Source organism: Alloalcanivorax gelatiniphagus (genome assembly GCF_005938655.1).
Lineage (GTDB): Bacteria > Pseudomonadota > Gammaproteobacteria > Pseudomonadales > Alcanivoracaceae > Alloalcanivorax > Alloalcanivorax gelatiniphagus.
Map to the genome: position 1 here is coordinate 1 of NZ_VCQT01000045.1, position 16,326 is coordinate 16,326.

At 63.6% G+C, this 16,326-nt stretch carries 13 protein-coding genes and 2 pseudogenes; 6 read left to right on the forward strand and 9 right to left on the reverse strand.

Features of this window, described 5'->3' with window-relative positions; genetic code table 11:
• Positions 1 to 91: 91 nt before the first annotated feature.
• The 3 genes and pseudogenes from FGS76_RS15715 to FGS76_RS15725 all read right to left on the reverse strand — a co-directional run.
• A complete protein-coding gene (locus tag FGS76_RS15715) occupies positions 92 to 1,468 on the reverse strand; it encodes a class II fumarate hydratase (protein ID WP_138773598.1) in 1,377 nt (458 codons plus the stop codon).
• A gap of 120 nt (positions 1,469 to 1,588) precedes the next feature.
• A complete protein-coding gene (locus tag FGS76_RS15720; RefSeq protein WP_138773599.1) occupies positions 1,589 to 2,620 on the reverse strand; it encodes a GGDEF domain-containing protein in 1,032 nt (343 codons plus the stop codon).
• 212 nt (positions 2,621 to 2,832) lie between these two features.
• Positions 2,833 to 3,348 (reverse strand): annotated as a pseudogene (locus tag FGS76_RS15725) (CDP-glycerol glycerophosphotransferase family protein); the annotation flags it as partial.
• Positions 3,349 to 3,350: 2 nt separating this feature from the next.
• Between FGS76_RS15725 and FGS76_RS19910 the strand changes: the two are divergent.
• Positions 3,351 to 3,440 (forward strand): annotated as a pseudogene (locus FGS76_RS19910) (helix-turn-helix domain-containing protein); the annotation flags it as partial.
• 69 nt (positions 3,441 to 3,509) lie between these two features.
• On the opposite strand, the gene FGS76_RS15735 reads toward FGS76_RS19910, so the two are convergent.
• A complete protein-coding gene (locus FGS76_RS15735; protein WP_138773601.1) occupies positions 3,510 to 3,986 on the reverse strand; it encodes a MaoC family dehydratase in 477 nt (158 codons plus the stop codon).
• Between the two features lie 113 nt (positions 3,987 to 4,099).
• On the opposite strand from FGS76_RS15735, the gene FGS76_RS15740 reads away from it, so the two are divergent.
• Positions 4,100 to 5,359 carry a DUF2254 domain-containing protein gene (locus FGS76_RS15740; protein WP_138773602.1) on the forward strand — a complete coding sequence of 420 codons (1,260 nt, stop codon included), beginning with the start codon at positions 4,100 to 4,102 and terminating at the stop codon, positions 5,357 to 5,359.
• Between the two features lie 18 nt (positions 5,360 to 5,377).
• Here FGS76_RS15740 and mnmE read toward each other — a convergent pair whose 3' ends face one another.
• The 4 genes from mnmE to rpmH all read right to left on the reverse strand — a co-directional run bounded on the left by mnmE (position 5,378) and on the right by rpmH (position 9,209).
• Positions 5,378 to 6,754, reverse strand: coding sequence for a tRNA uridine-5-carboxymethylaminomethyl(34) synthesis GTPase MnmE (mnmE, locus tag FGS76_RS15745; protein ID WP_138773603.1), 1,377 nt, complete (start codon positions 6,752 to 6,754; stop codon positions 5,378 to 5,380).
• 103 nt (positions 6,755 to 6,857) lie between these two features.
• Positions 6,858 to 8,600: a membrane protein insertase YidC gene (gene yidC / locus FGS76_RS15750; RefSeq protein ID WP_138773604.1), complete on the reverse strand. Its 1,743-nt coding sequence runs from the start codon at positions 8,598 to 8,600 to the stop codon at positions 6,858 to 6,860.
• Positions 8,601 to 8,648: 48 nt separating this feature from the next.
• Positions 8,649 to 9,032, reverse strand: a complete 384-nt coding sequence (gene rnpA, locus FGS76_RS15755; RefSeq protein WP_138773605.1) for a ribonuclease P protein component — start codon at positions 9,030 to 9,032, stop codon at positions 8,649 to 8,651.
• 42 nt (positions 9,033 to 9,074) lie between these two features.
• Complete coding sequence (gene rpmH / locus FGS76_RS15760) at positions 9,075 to 9,209, reverse strand: 50S ribosomal protein L34 (protein ID WP_138773606.1); 135 nt, start codon at positions 9,207 to 9,209, stop codon at positions 9,075 to 9,077.
• A 463-nt stretch (positions 9,210 to 9,672) separates the two neighbouring features.
• Here rpmH and dnaA point away from each other — a divergent pair, with 463 nt between their 5' ends.
• The 4 genes from dnaA (at position 9,673) to gyrB (ending at position 15,791) form a co-directional block, all read left to right on the forward strand.
• The gene (dnaA, locus tag FGS76_RS15765; RefSeq protein WP_138773607.1) at positions 9,673 to 11,067 is read left to right on the forward strand and encodes a chromosomal replication initiator protein DnaA; all 1,395 of its coding nucleotides are present in this window, start codon (positions 9,673 to 9,675) and stop codon (positions 11,065 to 11,067) included.
• Positions 11,068 to 11,096: 29 nt separating this feature from the next.
• Positions 11,097 to 12,197 carry a DNA polymerase III subunit beta gene (dnaN, locus tag FGS76_RS15770; RefSeq protein ID WP_138773608.1) on the forward strand — a complete coding sequence of 367 codons (1,101 nt, stop codon included), beginning with the start codon at positions 11,097 to 11,099 and terminating at the stop codon, positions 12,195 to 12,197.
• A 72-nt stretch (positions 12,198 to 12,269) separates the two neighbouring features.
• A complete protein-coding gene (gene recF, locus FGS76_RS15775; protein WP_138773609.1) occupies positions 12,270 to 13,367 on the forward strand; it encodes a DNA replication/repair protein RecF in 1,098 nt (365 codons plus the stop codon).
• Between the two features lie 9 nt (positions 13,368 to 13,376).
• Positions 13,377 to 15,791, forward strand: coding sequence for a DNA topoisomerase (ATP-hydrolyzing) subunit B (gene gyrB, locus FGS76_RS15780; RefSeq protein WP_138773610.1), 2,415 nt, complete (start codon positions 13,377 to 13,379; stop codon positions 15,789 to 15,791).
• A 96-nt stretch (positions 15,792 to 15,887) separates the two neighbouring features.
• Here gyrB and FGS76_RS15785 read toward each other — a convergent pair whose 3' ends face one another.
• Entirely contained in the window at positions 15,888 to 16,253 is a 366-nt protein-coding gene (locus FGS76_RS15785; RefSeq protein ID WP_138773611.1) for an H-NS histone family protein, read from the reverse strand.
• Positions 16,254 to 16,326 lie beyond the last annotated feature (73 nt).

Below are 16,326 nucleotides of genomic sequence, written 5' to 3' on the forward strand. Positions count from 1 at the left end.
AAGGGTTGTTCAACGGCCTGCTGGGCGGGCAAAAGATTGGCACAGGCCGCCGCCGGCGTCACCCCGGCGGCGTGACCGGTGCGTCGCGCCTTCAGTGGCCGGAAGGGCCGGTGAGCTTGAGCGGGTCGAGCAGCTTTTTCAGCTCGTCCCGGTCCAGATCGGTGTGCTCGGCGGCCACGTCGATCACCGCCCGCCCGCTGGCGAAGGCTTCCTTGGCGATGGCGGCCGCTTTTTCGTAGCCGATCACCGGGTTCAGGGCGGTGACCAGAATCGGGTTGCGGCCCACCCCTTCGGCCAGATGCTGCTCGTTCCAGGTCATGCCCTGGATCGCCTGGTCGGCCAGATTGCGGCAGCTGTTGGCCAGCCATTCGGTCATGTCGAGCAGATTGGTGGCCAGCAGCGGCAGCATCACGTTGAGTTGGAAATTGCCGCTCTGGGCGGCCACGGTGTTGGCCTGATCCAGACCGATAACCTGGGCCGCCACCATGGTGGCGGATTCGCAGATCACCGGATTGACCTTGCCGGGCATGATCGACGACCCCGGCTGGGTGGCCGGCAACTGCAATTCCCCCAGGCCGTGGATCGGGCCTGAGTTCATCCAGCGCAGATCGTTGCTGATTTTCATCAGCACCACCGCCAGGCCACGCAGGGCCGCGGACAGATGCAGCGGCGCGTCCACCGCGCTCTGCGCCAGCGCCGGATGTGGCAGCGCGGTGAACGGCCGGCCGGTATCGTCGGCCAGGGCCTCGGCGAAGCGCTCGCCAAAGTCGGGGTCCGCATTGATGCCGGTGCCCACGGCGGTGCCGCCCTGCGGCAAGGCGTACAGATCATCACGGGCCCTGGCCAGGCGCTCGCTGGCGCCCTGCAATTGAAGTACCCAGGTGCGCAGCTCCTGCTCCACGGTCACCGGCATGGCGTCCATCAAGTGGGTGCGACCGGTCTTCACCAGGGTTTTGCCTTCGCTGGCGCGCAGGCCCAGGGTGGCGATCAGATGTTCCAGCCCGGGCATCAATTGCTCGGTGACCGCCAGCACCGACGACAGATGCAGAGCGGAAGGGATGGTGTCGTTGCTGCTCTGGCCCAGATTAACGTCGTCATTGGGGTGAATCTCGGTGCCGGCTTCGCGGCACAGGTGGGCGATCACCTCGTTCACGTTCATGTTGGTGCTGGTGCCGGAACCGGTCTGGAACACGTCCACGGGGAACTGGTCCAGGTAATGACCGGCCAGCAGTTCATTGCAGGCGCCGACGATGGCGGCGCGCTTGTGTTCGTCGAGCAGTTCCAGGTCCGCGTTGGTCTGGGCGGCGCACCGTTTGATCCGCACCACCGCCTGAATGAAGCGGTCCGGCAGGCGCCGTCCGCTGATCGGAAAGTTGTCGACCGCGCGCTGGGTCTGGGCGCCCCAACGGGCCTCCACCGGCACCTCGATCTCGCCCAGGGAGTCTTTTTCCACCCGTGTCTCGCTCATTGCCGTTCTCCTGCGCCGCGAAGGGAAGCGCTCCAAGTATCGGCAAGGTCCGGGTGGGCGTCCAGGGAAGTACCGCCGGATCGGCGGCGGGCGGTGCAAAATAACGAAAAAGAGCGCCGTTCAGCCTTCCGAGATAACCCGGTTACGGCCCTGCTGTTTGGCGATGTACAGACGCCGGTCGGCGGCTTCAACCAGGTCGTCCATACTCTGGCCATCCACGCCCCATTCCGCCACGCCGATGCTGCACGACAGGGGCACGCTCAGGCGACCGGTCCGATAGGGCTGGCTGGCGATCAACTCACGGAGGTTTTCCGCCACCCACACCGCCTCGTCACGGTTGGTGTCCGGCAGCAGCATGGTGAACTCCTCCCCGCCCACCCGACAAGGCAGGTCCGTGGCGCGCAGACGTTGACGCAATTGCTTCGCCACGTGGATCAGAACCAGATCACCGATGCGATGGCCATAGCTGTCATTGACCGCCTTGAACAGATCCAGATCCAGAACCAGCACACTCAGTGGCGTAGCCAGGCGCTCCGCGCGGCTGCGTTCATGAATAAAGGCTTCACGAAAACGATACAGGTTGGGCAGGCGGGTAAGAGGATCGGTGGAGGCCATCACCACCAGGTCCGAGCGGGAACGATCGCTGCCGCGCTCATAGATATAGGCGAAGGCCAGGGTCACCCCCAGCGACAGGGTGATGTTGGCGATCTCCGCGAAGCCGCTGCGGAACAGATAATCCGGGTATTTGTGAAGAAACAAACCCAGCGCCACCAGAATGTAGAACACCGACACCGCCAGGCCCAGCCGCGGCCCCAGTAACAGGTGGCAAAGCACCGGGACGATGTAGATCCACAGGAACACCGTGGGTGATGCGCCGGGCAAATACAGCGCCATCATCATGATGTTGAGAAACGGGATCAGATAGATCAGTGTCCAGAGTCGCAGCCGTGGCGTGCGACGCACCACTACGTACAGCAACACCGAGGCGATGGCGGCGCCCAGTTCTATATACGCCAGGACCACCACCCCACGTCGGATGTTGATCACGTAGAACAGCGCGCCACAAAACGCGGTCAGAATCAGCAGCGCTTTCAGCAAAGCGCGGCGCTGGGACTGGCCGCTGTGGTCACCGACCTGTGGTTCCATATCCATTACGTATACACCGGATCGTTTTTAGTTTACTGATTTCCGGGAAGGTGCTAGCAAAGTGCTAGCAGGCACCATACCCGATTTCAGACGATTTACCGATACGTAGCGATGAAAAAGCCTGAGCGATGCTCTCCATGCTTGGATTGTGCCACCCGATAATAGCGCCGCCGGCGCGGCGATAACGATGGCGGCGCTGACCGGGGCGGCCGATCCCGCTACCACCCCAGATGCTGGTTGATGACTTCAAACGACATCGGCAGCCCCGGTGACCAGAACTGATGGCGCTGACTGTTACGCCCTTTGCGATGGCACTCCCGGTCAAAACAGTGACCACGGTCCAGCTCCTCATAGAGCGATTCGAAGTCGGTGACCACCCGGCCGGCCTCGGGCAGGTCCCGGCTGTAGTCATAGGTCCTGCGGCAAGCCTCGGCGTACCAGTGCTCATCGAAGCGATAGAAGAGAACCGGCACATCGAACAGCAGGCCATCGATATACAGGGACGAATAATCCGTGATCATCAGTGCCAGATCCGGCAGCAGATCATAGATATCTTCCCGGCTGCTGATGTCGACGATAAACGGGTACTTGGCCAGATCCCTGGCCATATCCCTTTCATTGGGGTGCAGGCGCACCAACAGTACGCTGTCGGTCTCCGACAGCCAGTCGGACAGACGCTCCCAGTCGATGGCATTCAGATAAGGGTTCTCCTCGGCACCGTCCCGCCAGGACGGCGCATAGAGAAAAGGCCGCCGCGCTACTCGGCATCAGCGCCTCCACCATCTACCGCAAGCGCCAGGGCTGGGAAGACGGTGACCCGGCGTAACCCGGCGTTTATGTACCGATACGGAATAACGAGAAAATCCGCCCGGGGTCCGACCACAAACAGCGGCGGTCAGGCCGGGCGCTTGAGAATCAGGTTCATGCCCTTGAAGCTGGCCACCACCTGGCCGTCCTGATTGACGCTTTCCATTAGCGCGAAGATCACGCCCCGGTCCGCCTTCGACCGGGACGGCCGCGCCTCCAGCACGGTGGCGCGCAGGGTCAGCCGGTCGCCGGGCCGTACCGGCCGCAGCCAGCGCACCTCATCGACCCCCGGCGAGGCCAGCCCGGCCACCTCGGACACATAGTGGTCCACCATCAGACGCATCATCAGGCTCAGGGTGTGCCAGCCGCTGGCGATCAACCCGCCGAACGGCCCCGCCGCCGCCGCCTCGGGATCGATGTGCATGGGCTGGGGATCGAAGCGCCGCGCGAACGACAGCAGTTCCTCTTCGTCCACCTCGATGGGGCCGAACTCATAGACCGCCCCCTCCGGATAATCCTCGAAGTAGCGGTCGCTTTGCGGCACCGCGAAGGTCGTCACCGCCATGGTCTCTCTCCGATCAGGTGAAAAGCCCGATGATAACGCCCTCCTCCATGGAATAACGAGAGCGGCCGGACTGCGCTATGCTGAACCCGGCGAGAACAAAGGAGCTGGCCCGAATGTTTTCAAAATGGCAGTGGTGGTTGATGCAGTTTTCCCGGGTCCTGTGGGTGCGCGCCACCGGCTTTGCGATTCTGGCCGTGGGCACTTCGCTGCTGGCCATCGTCGGCCAGCGCTGGCTGCCCGCCGATCTGCCGGTCACCGTGGGTGCCGACGCGGTGGACACCATTCTCAATGTGCTGGCCTCCAGCATGCTGGCGGTGACCACCTTCTCGCTGAGCGTGATGGTCAGTGCCTACGGCGCCGCCACCAGCAACGTGACGCCCCGGGCCACCAGGCTGTTGATGCAGGACAGCACCGCGCACAACGCCCTGGCCACCTTTATCGGCTCGTTTCTGTTCAGCCTGGTGGGGCTGGTGGCCCTCAGCACCGGCGCCTATGGCGAGGGCGGCCGGGTGATTCTGTTCCTGGCCACACTGCTGGTGATCGTACTGATCGTGGTCACCATTCTGCGCTGGATCGATCACCTCTCGCGGCTGGGCCGGGTGGGCGAAACCACCGACCGGGTGGAACAGGCCACCCGCGCCGCCCTGCGGCAGCGCGCCGCCCACCCCAACCTGGGCGGCCACCCCCGGGACCCGCGCCAACCGCCGCCGGCGGACGCCCGGCCGGTGTACCCGGATCGCATCGGCTATGTGCAGCACCTGGACGGCGACGCGCTGTCGGAATGGGCGGAGCGCCATGACGCCGATCTTTATCTGGCGGCGTTGCCCGGGCATTTCACCCATCCGCGCCAGCCCCTGGCCTGGGTGGTCGGCGGCGGCGCCGACATTGAGGCGCCGGTCCGCAAAGGCTTTACCGTGGACGACGAGCGCACCTTCGACGAGGACCCGCGCTTCGGCCTGGTGGTGCTCTCGGAAATCGCCTCCCGGGCCCTGTCTCCGGCGGTGAACGACCCGGGCACCGCCATCGACGTGATCGGCCGGTCGGTGCGCATCCTGGCCGAGTGGCGGCGGGTCGGCGAGCAGGCCGCCGCCGAGCGCGGCGGCGAGGCGGTGCGCCACCCGCGCCTGTGGGTCCCGCCGCTCAACGAGGCGGAGTTCTTCGACGACCTGTTCAACCCGATTGCCCGGGACGGAGCCTCGTTGGTGGAAGTACAGATCCGTCTGCAGAAGGCCCTGGCCGCCTTGGCGGAGCTGGGCTTTCCGGAGCCCGCCCGACGTCACGGCCGGCTGGCCCTGGCCCGGGCGGAAGCGGCGCTGGTGGCGGAGGAAGACAAGGCCAACCTGCGCCAACGGGCGGATTGGCTGGACTCTTAGCGGCGCGGGTCGGCGGCGCTATTTACCGATGCAGAAAGAAGAAAAAATGCGGCCGAGCAGATCGTCGGCGGTGAAGGCCCCGGTGATTTCCTCCAGGGCCTGCTGGGCGGCGCGCAGGTCCTCGGCCAGCAGTTCGCCGGCGGCATGCTGGTGGAGCTGGTCGCGGCCTTTGGCCAGGGCGGCCAGGGCCTGCTCCAGGGCGGTGATATGGCGGCGCCGGGCGGAGAACCGGCTCTGGCCGGTGCCCTGGTAGCCGGCCACGGCTTTCAGGTGCTCCCGCAGCGCCTCCAGGCCCTCGCCGGTGGCGGCGGACAGGGCGAAGGTATCCGCCGGCGCCGGCTGGGCGCCCGGCTCCAGGCCGCTCAGGTCGGCCTTGTTGAGCACCCGGGTCACCGGCAGGTCCAGGTGATCCAGCTCCTGCTGGCTGCGCGGCAACAGCGCCGCCAGATCGGTGAGGTCCACCTCCGGCTCCAGGGAATCCACCACCACCAGCAAACGGTCCGCCTTGCGGATTTCATCGTAGGCCCGGCGGATGCCTTCCTGCTCCACCCGGTCCGGGCTGTCGCGCAGGCCGGCGGTGTCGATCAGGTTCAGGGGCATGCCGTCCAGCTGGATCGCTTCGCGCAGTACATCCCGGGTGGTGCCCGCCACCTCGGTGACGATGGCCGCCTCGTGGCCGGCCAGGGCGTTCATCAGTGACGACTTGCCGGCGTTGGGTTTGCCGGCGATCACCAGCGTCAGGCCCTCGCGTATCAGGCGGCCCTGGCGGGCACTGGCCAGCACCGCGCCGGCCTGGTCGATCACCCCGGCCAGGTCATCCGCCACCCCACCCTCGGAGAGGAAGTCGATCTCCTCTTCCGGGAAGTCGATGGCCGCTTCCACGTAGATGCGCAACTGGATCAGTTGCTCCACCAGGTTGTTCACTTCCCGGGAGAAGGCCCCCTGCAGGGAGTTGAGCGCGGCGCGGGCGGATTCCCGGGTGCCGGCGTCGATCAGGTCGGCGATGGCCTCCGCCTGGGTCAGGTCCATCTTGTCGTTGAGGAAGGCGCGCTGGGAAAACTCCCCGGCCAGCGCCGGGCGGGCGCCGTGGTGCACACAGGCGGCCACCAGGGTATCCAGGATCACCGGCCCGCCGTGGCCCTGCAGCTCCACCACATCCTCACCGGTGAACGAGCCGGGCGCCGGGAACCACAGCACCAGGCCTTCGTCGATAACGGCCCCCTGGGGGTCACGGAAGCGGGCGAAATGGGCGGTGCGCGGGGTCAGGGGCCGGTCGCCCATCAGGGCGCCGGCGATGCGGCGGGCATCCGGCCCGGACAGACGCACCACGCCGACACCGCCCCGGCCGGGGGCGGTGGCGACGGCGACGATGGTATCCGGAGCGGTTAAAGGCATGCTGGAAGTATACGCCGTAGGAGCGGCTTTAGCCGCGATAAGCAAGGCACGCCTTCATGACCTGCTTAGCTGATCGCGGCTAAAGCCGCTCCTACGGTATCGGTCAGCTTTCGCTCTCGATCTTGCGGGTGATCACATACTGCTGGCCGATGGACAGCAGGTTGTTGGTCAGCCAGTACAGCACCAGACCGGCCGGGAACCACAACATAAACACCGAGAACACCAGCGGCATCCACTTCATCACCTGGGCCTGGGTGGCGTCCGCCGGGGTCGGGTTGAGGCGGGTCTGCAGGAACATGGACGCGCCCATCAGGATCGGCAGCACGAAGTACGGGTCCATCACCGACAGGTCATTGATCCACAGGAAGAACGGCGCCTGGCGCAGCTCCACGGATTCCAGCAGCACGTAGTACAGGGAGATGAACACCGGCATCTGCACGATCATCGGCAGACAGCCCCCCAGCGGATTGATCTTCTCGCGCTGGAACAGCTTCATGGTTTCCTGCTGCTGCTTCTGGCGGTCGCTCTTGTACTCTTCCTTGATGCGCTGCATCTCCGGGGCCACCTTGCGCATCTTGGCCATGGAGCGGTAGCTGGTGGCGCTCAGCTTGAAGAACAGCATCTTGATGATGAAGGTCAGCAGGATGATGGCCACGCCCCAGTTGCCGACGCCCATGCCCAGATCCATATCCAGACCGAACAGGTCCAGCTCACCGCTCTGCAGGAACACCAGCACGTGGAAGATTGGCTGGGCGATGAACCACAGCCAGCCGTAGTCCACGGTCATGTTCAGGCCGGGGCTGATGGCGCCCAGGTTGTCCTGGATTTTCGGGCCGGTGTAGAACTCGGCGTAGAACACTTTCTCTTCGCCGGGGGCCACTTCCTGGTTGGCGCCCACGAACCGCAGCAGATACTCATTGCGGTTCTGGCGGTACAGGGTGGAATAGGTATAGCGCCCCTGGGCATCCGGCACCCAGGCGGACACGAAGTAATGCTGCAGCATGGCGATCCAGCCGCCATCCTGGGTCAGCTTCAGCGGCTCTTCCTGAATATCGTCGAAGGGCAGCTTGTTGTAGGGCTTGTCGGCGCTCCAGTAGGCGGCCCCCAGGTAGGTCGGCATGGGGATGATGCCCTGGCTGCTCTTGCCCGGGTCGTCGCTGCCATCGCGCTTGATCTGACCGTACAGGGCACCCTGCCAGGTCTCACCGCTGTTGTTGCGGACAATGTGGCTGACCCGTACCAGGTAGCTGCCGCGCTCGAAGGTGTAGCGCTTGATGATCTGCACGCCGCCGGCCTGGCTCAGCGTCAGATCAACGTTCAGTTCCTTGTCGCCGTCACCGAGCTGATAGCTGGATTGGGACGCCTGCCAGGTGGGGCGACCGTCCTTGGTGTCGGTGCCGTTGCGACCCACCAGGCCGCTTTGCGCCACGTAGGTCCGCGCCTGGTCGTTCTCCAGCAGCACGAAGGGCTGATCCGGGGTGTCGGCATGGCGAGGGTACTTCGGCAGGGCCACCCGCACGATATCGCCGCCCACCGGATTGATCTCCAGATTGAAGACGTCGGTGTTGACCTGGATACGCTGACCCGGGTTGGCCCGGGTGTCGGCGTTGGCCGGGGCCTGGGGCTGCTCCCCATCGGTGTCTGGGACGCCGCCGTCGTTATTGGCGATGTCCGGCTCGGGGAGAGGATGCTGTGAATCCTCGTCGCCGGTGGACCCGGCATTCGCCGGGGCCTGCTGCTGGGCAACCGGCGTCGTCGGTGCCATATAGTCCTGTTGCCAGGCCTGGATCAGCAGGTAGGAGACAACGGCAATGCCGGTGATCACTAACGCGCGAGGGATATCCATAGTCAGATTTAATTCTGGCGAGAAAAAGCGGACGGCAGTTTCTCAGTCTTATTGGCGCTTGGCAAGCAGCTTGTCCAGCAGCGAAGCCAGCAATGGCGTGGCGGAACGGCCGCCGTCCGGGGGACAGGGGGCACGTAACAGCACAATCAGGTCGAGGCCGGCCAGTTCATGTTGGCGCAATCGGAATTGCTCCCGGGCACGGCGCTTGATGGCACCACGATCCACGGCCCGGCGTGCGCGACGACGGCCAATCACCAGGCCGAGACGGGCCTGAGGCTGATCGTTGTGGCGGGCGAGAATCAGGATGTGGCGATCGGAGACCCGGTAATCCGGCGCATCGAACACGGCGCGGAATTGATCACCGCCGAGCAGGCGTTGATCACGGGTAAAGGAAAAGGGAGCGGAATCTGAAAGCGCTGACCGGTGCACCATGGAAGACAGGCAGTGACAGAACGGTCAGCGCGAACGGCTGACTCAGACGGTCAGCCGCTTGCGACCCTTGGCGCGACGGGCGGCCAGAATTTTACGGCCGTTTTTGGTGGCCATGCGGGCACGGAAACCGTGGTTGCGCTTGCGCTTCAGATTGCTCGGTTGGAATGTCCGTTTCATGGCGTCATCCCCAAAGGTGGATTCAGGTGTCGTAAGAGGGCGCGGATGATAGCCCTGGCCGTCGGCGCTGTCAACCAGGGCGTGGCACGGCCCCTGTAGCCGGTTATTAATAGAATTAAGAATTTAAATTTCTTTTTAGAAGCAGTGGTAGTAATAGGGGAAGGCCATTTCTGTGGAAAACCTGAGAAAGCCGATATGAATCAACAGCTTGTCATGTTGGTAACTGCCGTATAACTGTGTGTAACCCCTGGTGACGACACGCGGACAGCCTGTCAGTGATTGTGGAACAGATCGGTGCACCGGTTTATCCCCAGGGTTTGCGCCCCGGTGGCGCACAGGGTTGTGAGCCTAGTTATCCACAGGGGGAACAAAAAGAAAAACACCGGCCAAGCTGTGGATAATTGGCCGCCCGGGGGTATAGAATGCAACGTCTTATTTCATGTATTCAGGCAAAGGCGGGGACGTGTCCGAGGAGCTTTGGCATCGCTGTTTGACTCGGCTGGAGGACGAATTGCCTTCGCAGCAATTCAACATGTGGATCCGGCCGTTGCAGGTGGCGGCGTCCGCGGATGGGGGAGAAATGACCCTGTTCGCGCCCAATCGCTTCGTGGTCGACTGGGTTCGCGACAAATACCTGGAGCGCATTGGCGAGGTGTTGGGTGAGCTGCAGAGCGGTCCCCTGCCCCAGGTGCGCCTGGAAGTAGGCAGTTCCCGCTCCCGGCCGGCGTCACCGCCGCAGCCCGCCACCACCGCCGTGGCCGAGCGCCGTCCGGCGCCGGTGGTGGAATCCCGCCCCCGGGCGGTGTCTCCGGAACTGGGCGGCGCCGCCAAACACCGCAGCAACCTCAATTCCAGCTTCACCTTCGTCACCTTCGTGGAAGGCAAGTCCAACCGCATGGCCAGCGCGGCGGCCCAGCAGGTGGCCGAGAACCCGGCCAGCCATGGCTACAACCCCCTTCTACTATATGGCGGTGTGGGGCTCGGTAAGACCCACCTGATGCACGCGGTGGGCAATGAGCTGCAGCGACGCAACCCCAACGCCAAGGTGGTGTACCTGCACAGCGAGCGCTTCGTGGCGGATATGATTTCAGCGCTGCGCAACAAGACCATCAACGAGTTCAAGCGCTTCTACCGGTCGGTGGACGCGTTGTTGATTGATGATATACAGTTTTTTGCAGGTAAGGAGCAGTCCCAGGAGGAGTTCTTCCACACCTTCAATGCGCTGCTGGAGAACGGTCAGCAGATCATTCTCACCTGCGACAAGTTTCCCAAGGAAGTGGATGGCCTGGAAGAGCGGCTGAAAAGCCGGTTCGGCTGGGGCCTGTCCCAGCCCCTGGAGCCGCCGGAGCTGGAAACCCGGGTGGCGATCCTCAAGAAAAAGGCCGAGGAAGCGCGGGTGGAACTGCCCAACGACGCGGCCTTTTTTATTGCCCAGCGCATCCGCTCCAACGTGCGTGAGCTGGAGGGCGCCCTGCGCCGGGTGATCGCCCATGTGCGCTTCACCGGCGCGCAGATCGATATCGGTCTGATCAAGGAGGCGCTCAAAGACCTGATCGCCTTGCAGGCCCGGCAGATCAGTATCGACAATATCCAGCGGACCGTGGCGGAATACTACAAGATCAAGGTGCCGGACCTGCACTCACCGCGGCGCACCCGCTCGGTGGCGCGGCCGCGCCAGGTGGCCATGGCGCTTTCCAAGGAGCTGACCAGCCACAGCCTGCCGGAGATCGGCGACAGTTTCGGCGGCCGTGACCACACCACGGTGTTGCACGCCTGTCGCAAGGTGGCGGAATTGCGGGAATCCAATCCGGAAATAGAAGAAGATTACCAGAACCTCCTGAGGACCCTGACGTCCTGAGAGATCAACTGATAACGGGAAAGCGACACATGAAATTCTCCATCAACCGTGAACAACTGCTCAAGCCCCTGCAGCAGGTGGCCGCGGTGGTCGAAAAACGCCAAACCTTGCCGGTGCTGTCCAATGTGCTGATGGAAGTGGGCGACGGCCAGCTTTCCCTCACCGGGACGGATCTGGAGCTTGAGCTGGTGGCGCGGCTGCCTTTGGAGGGTGAGCACCAGGCCGGGGAAACCACGGTGCCGGCGCGCAAGCTGGTGGACATCGCCAAGAGCCTGCCGGCGGAGGCGGACATCCGCTTCGAGATGGACGGCGAGCGCATGCTGGTGCGCTCCGGCCGCAGCCGTTTTTCCCTGACCACCCTGCCGGCGTCGGAATTCCCCAATCAGGATGAGGACAACGCCGGTTCGGTGCTGGAGATCGCCCCGTCCTCCCTGCGCGACCTGATCGACCATACCGCCTTCTCCATGGCTCAGCAGGACGTACGCTACTACCTGAATGGCATGCTGTTCGAGCTGCGTCCGGGCATGCTGCGGGCGGTGTCCACCGACGGCCACCGGCTGGCACTGTGTGACGCCACTATGGAAGGCCAGAGCGAAGAGGCCTCGGTGATCCTGCCGCGCAAGGGCGTCATGGAGCTGGCGCGGATTCTTTCCGACGCCGGCGAGAGCGTGCGCCTGACCCTGGGCCGCAACCACGTTCGTATCATAGCGGGTTCCATTACCTTTACCTCCAAGCTGGTGGACGGCAAGTTCCCGGAATACGAGCGGGTGATTCCCAAGGACGGCTCCCGGGTAATCCTGGCCGACCGGGAAACCCTGCGCCAGGCCCTGGCCCGGGTGGCGATTCTTTCCAATGAGAAGTATCGCGGTGTGCGCGTTCAGCTTTCCGAAGGCAGCTTGCGCATCGTCGCCAACAACCCGGAGCAGGAAGAAGCGGAAGAGGAAGTGTCCGTGGATTTCGACGGCAGCCCCCTGGAAATCGGCTTCAACGTGAGCTACCTGCTGGACGTGCTCAACACCATGGACGGCACCCAGGCCCGTCTGGAGCTGGGTGACAGCAACAGCAGCGCCCTGGTCACCGATCCGGAGCATGAGGCGGCGCTGTATGTGGTCATGCCCATGCGTCTTTGATCTTTCCCTGATCATCCGGCCCGGCGGCTCCGCCGGGCCTCCCCTCCCCGCCCTCCCCCTCCCTATGCCGATATGCTGACCGACCTCAGACTTACCGATTTCCGCAATTACCGGGAAGCGGAACTGGCGCCCTCCCCCGGGCTGAATCTGATTTTCGGCGATAACGGCAGCGGTAAGACCAGCCTGCTGGAAGCGATCTATTTTATTGGCAGCGGCGGGCGGTCCTTTCGCGGCGGACGGTTGTCCCGGCTGGTGCGGGATGGCGCCGACGCCGCCACCCTGTTCGCCCGGGTGGCACAGGGGGACTACGAGCACCGGCTGGGGGTACGGCGGTCGCCGTCGGGGATTGATTCGCTGAAGCTGAACGGCGCCACCCCCGGGGCGCTCAGCGACGTGGCCGCCCTGCTCCCGGTGCTGGCACTTCACCCCCAGTCCGTGGAGCTGGTTTTCGGGGCCTCCTCGTTGCGGCGCCGATTCATGGACTGGGGAATGTTCCACGTGGAACATTCTTTCCTCCCCACCTGGAAGGAAGCCAGCACCGCGCTGAAGCATCGGAACGCCCTGCTCCGCAGCCGGCGGGTCACGCCCCGGGAGCTCACTTACTGGGACCAGAAACTGGCGGCGACTTCTGGTAGTATTGAAGGGTTAAGAAGCGGCTATTTGCAGCGCCTGAAAGCCGAGTGGAAAGGCGTGCTCGGCCTGCTGGCGCCGGAATTGAAGGGTGACCTGACGCTGCAGACCGGCCTTCGGGAGGGGGAATCCTACCTGGAGGCCCTGGCCCGCACCCGCGATGACGATCTGCGTCGTGGGTTCACTCAAACCGGGTTTCATCGCTCGGAGCTGAAAATCACCGTTGGCGGAACGCTGGCCAGGGACCGGGTGTCCAGGGGCCAGGCCAAGATTCTGGCCTACGGTCTGGTGTTGGCCCAGCTGCCCCTGATTTCGGAGGCGGGCAAGGTCTGCACCCTGCTGGTGGACGACCTGGGTTCGGAATTGGACCAGGACCACCGGGCGACCCTGCTGAGTTTTCTGGCGCGGGGCTCGCACCAAACATTGATTACGGCGGTGGACCGGGAGCAGCTGGGTCCCGCAATGGTAGAAACGGGCGAAGCGGCCAGAATGTTCCACGTGGAACATGGTCGCGTTCGGCGGATATCGGACGATCCATAGGATAGAGACATGGCGGAGAAAAACTACGATTCATCCAGCATCAAAGTGCTTAAAGGGCTGGATGCGGTTCGTAAGCGCCCCGGTATGTACATCGGTGACACCGACGATGGCACCGGCTTGCACCACATGGTTTTCGAGATCGTGGACAACTCCATCGATGAGGCCCTGGCTGGCCACTGCTCGGAAATCAAGGTCATCATTCATCCGGATGAGTCCGTGTCCGTGGCGGACAACGGCCGGGGTATTCCCGTGGACATGCACCCAGAGGAAGGCGTCAGCGCCGCCCAGGTGATCATGACCGTGCTGCACGCCGGGGGTAAATTCGACGATAACTCCTACAAGGTATCCGGCGGTCTGCACGGCGTGGGGGTTTCCGTGGTGAACGCCCTCTCCGAGCACCTGAAGCTGACTATCCGCCGCCATGGCAACGTCTACGAGCAGACCTACCATCACGGCGTGCCGCAGAAGGACCTGGATGTGGTGGGCAGCACCGACAGCACCGGCACCGCCGTGCATTTCCGCCCGTCCCCGGAGACCTTCACCAACATCAAGTTCCACTACGATATCCTGGCCAAACGCCTGCGGGAGCTGAGTTTCCTGAATTCCGGCGTGCGCATTCATCTGATGGACGAGCGCAGCGGCGATGAGGACGTATTCCAGTACGACGGCGGCCTGAGCGCTTTTGTCAGCTACCTGAACCAGAGCAAAAGCGCCCTCAATGAGGTGTTCCACTTCCAGATCGACCGGGAAGACGGTATTGGCGTGGAAGTGGCCATGCAGTGGAATGATTCCTACCAGGAAAACATCTTCTGCTTCACCAACAACATTCCCCAGCGGGATGGGGGCACCCACCTGGCGGGCTTCCGCGCCGCCCTCACCCGCAGCCTGAACAACTACATGGACAAGGAAGGCTTCCTCAAGAAGGAGAAAGCCAACCCCTCCGGTGACGACGCCCGGGAAGGGCTCACCGCGGTGATCTCCGTGAAGGTGCCGGACCCCAAATTCTCCAGCCAGACCAAGGACAAGCTGGTGTCCTCCGAGGTGAAGACCGCGGTGGAGCAGACCATGTCCGAGCGGTTCCAGGACTACCTGCTGGAACACCCCGGCGAGGCCAAGATGATCGTGCAGAAGATTATCGACGCCGCCCGCGCCCGGGACGCCGCCCGTAAGGCCCGGGAGATGACCCGTCGCAAGGGCGCCCTGGATATCGCCGGCCTGCCCGGCAAGCTGGCGGACTGCCAGGAAAAAGACCCGGCCCTTTCCGAACTGTACATCGTGGAGGGTGACTCCGCCGGCGGCTCCGCCAAACAGGGCCGTGACCGTAAATACCAGGCGATCCTGCCGCTGAAAGGCAAGATCCTGAACGTGGAGAAAGCCCGCTTCGACAAGATGCTGTCGTCCCAGGAGGTAGCCACTTTGATTACCGCCCTGGGCTGCGGCATCGGCCGCGATGAATACAACGCGGATAAGCTGCGCTACCACCGCATCATCATCATGACTGACGCGGACGTGGACGGCTCCCACATCCGCACCCTGCTGCTGACCTTCTTCTTCCGCCAGATGCCGGAGATGATCGAGCGCGGGCATATCTATATCGCCCAGCCGCCGCTGTACAAGGTGAAAAAGGGCAAACAGGAAACCTACATCAAGGACGACCCGGCGCTGGAGGATTACCTGACCACCCTGGCCCTGGATAAGGCGGCGCTTTACCCCGGCGACGGCGCTCCGCCGGTGAGCGGCGAGCCGCTGGCCAAGCTGATCGCGGAATACCGCCTGGTGATGCGCATCGTCGAGCGTCAGTCCCGGGTATTCCCGGCGGTGGTGCTGGAACAGATGATCTATATGCCCTCCCTGGACGCTGAGCGGCTCTCTGACCGCGCCGCCATGGAGGAATGGTGTCAGAGCCTCGGCGCCCGTGTGGACGCCCTTACGGACGCCACCCAGAGCTTCACGGTGAGCGCCGAGGAAGACAAGGAGCGCGGCCTGTTCCTGCCCCGGGTACAGGTGATCGCCCACGGCCTGCCCCGGGAATACCGGGTTTCCCTGGAGTTTCTCCAGTCGCCGGATTACGAGCGCATCAAACACCTGGGGGAAACCCTGGAAGGTCTGCTGGCCGAGGACGCGGCGGTGGAACGGGGGGAAACCCGCCGGCCGATTCGCCACTTCGCCGATGCCCTGAGCTGGCTGATGCAGCAGGCCCGTCGCGGTACCAGTGTGCAGCGCTATAAAGGGCTGGGTGAGATGAACGCGGACCAGCTGTGGGAAACCACCATGGACCCGGAATCCCGGCGCATGCTGCAGGTGACGGTGGAGGATGCCATCGCCGCCGACCAGATCTTCACCACCCTGATGGGCGATGACGTGGACCCGCGTCGCAAGTTCATTGAATCCAACGCCTTGCAGGTTTCCAATCTGGATATCTGATTAACCGGAGGCCCGGTTCGGTGGGAATGGAGAATCGGAGGGGTTAAACAAGGAGTGCGCGACCGGCGGGGCCGGTCGCGCTGGCGCCGGGCCGTTTCAGACTTCGTAATCTTCCAGCTTGGCGCCCTGTTCCACGGCTTCACGCAGCCACACCGGACGTTTGCCACGACCGGTCCAGGTCTGGGAGCTGTCGTTCGGATTGCGGTATTTGATTTTCGCCGGTTTGCGCACGCCCGCTTTCTTCTTGCGGGTGGTGGTTTTGCGCGCGGTGGTCTTCTTCTTGCGACCCTTGTTCTCTTCCAGCAGATCGTCCACGGACACGCCAAGATCCTTGGCAATCTTATTGATCTCCGCCTGCGCGTTCTTCACGGCCTCCATGCGCTTTTTCTCAAGCTTACGCTCCGCCTGGCGGATCAGCTTTTCCAGCTCGGCGACGGAGTAATCGTCCAAATTAATGGTCATTTCGGGCGTTCCTTAACGGTAGCGACTAATGTTGTTTATCAAACGGCTGACGCGGCCGACTGTAAGTATTATC

What these genes read in the sequence shown, in the direction of transcription:
- FGS76_RS15715 (WP_138773598.1), bottom strand. Translation starts at nt 1,468, where the DNA reads ATGAGCGAGACACGGGTGGAAAAAGACTCCCTGGGCGAGATCGAGGTG.
- FGS76_RS15720 (WP_138773599.1), bottom strand. Translation starts at nt 2,620, where the DNA reads ATGGATATGGAACCACAGGTCGGTGACCACAGCGGCCAGTCCCAGCGC.
- FGS76_RS15735 (WP_138773601.1), bottom strand. Translation starts at nt 3,986, where the DNA reads ATGGCGGTGACGACCTTCGCGGTGCCGCAAAGCGACCGCTACTTCGAG.
- FGS76_RS15740 (WP_138773602.1), top strand. Translation starts at nt 4,100, where the DNA reads ATGTTTTCAAAATGGCAGTGGTGGTTGATGCAGTTTTCCCGGGTCCTG.
- mnmE (WP_138773603.1), bottom strand. Translation starts at nt 6,754, where the DNA reads ATGCCTTTAACCGCTCCGGATACCATCGTCGCCGTCGCCACCGCCCCC.
- yidC (WP_138773604.1), bottom strand. Translation starts at nt 8,600, where the DNA reads ATGGATATCCCTCGCGCGTTAGTGATCACCGGCATTGCCGTTGTCTCC.
- rnpA (WP_138773605.1), bottom strand. Translation starts at nt 9,032, where the DNA reads ATGGTGCACCGGTCAGCGCTTTCAGATTCCGCTCCCTTTTCCTTTACC.
- rpmH (WP_138773606.1), bottom strand. Translation starts at nt 9,209, where the DNA reads ATGAAACGGACATTCCAACCGAGCAATCTGAAGCGCAAGCGCAACCAC.
- dnaN (WP_138773608.1), top strand. Translation starts at nt 11,097, where the DNA reads ATGAAATTCTCCATCAACCGTGAACAACTGCTCAAGCCCCTGCAGCAG.
- recF (WP_138773609.1), top strand. Translation starts at nt 12,270, where the DNA reads ATGCTGACCGACCTCAGACTTACCGATTTCCGCAATTACCGGGAAGCG.
- gyrB (WP_138773610.1), top strand. Translation starts at nt 13,377, where the DNA reads ATGGCGGAGAAAAACTACGATTCATCCAGCATCAAAGTGCTTAAAGGG.
- FGS76_RS15785 (WP_138773611.1), bottom strand. Translation starts at nt 16,253, where the DNA reads ATGACCATTAATTTGGACGATTACTCCGTCGCCGAGCTGGAAAAGCTG.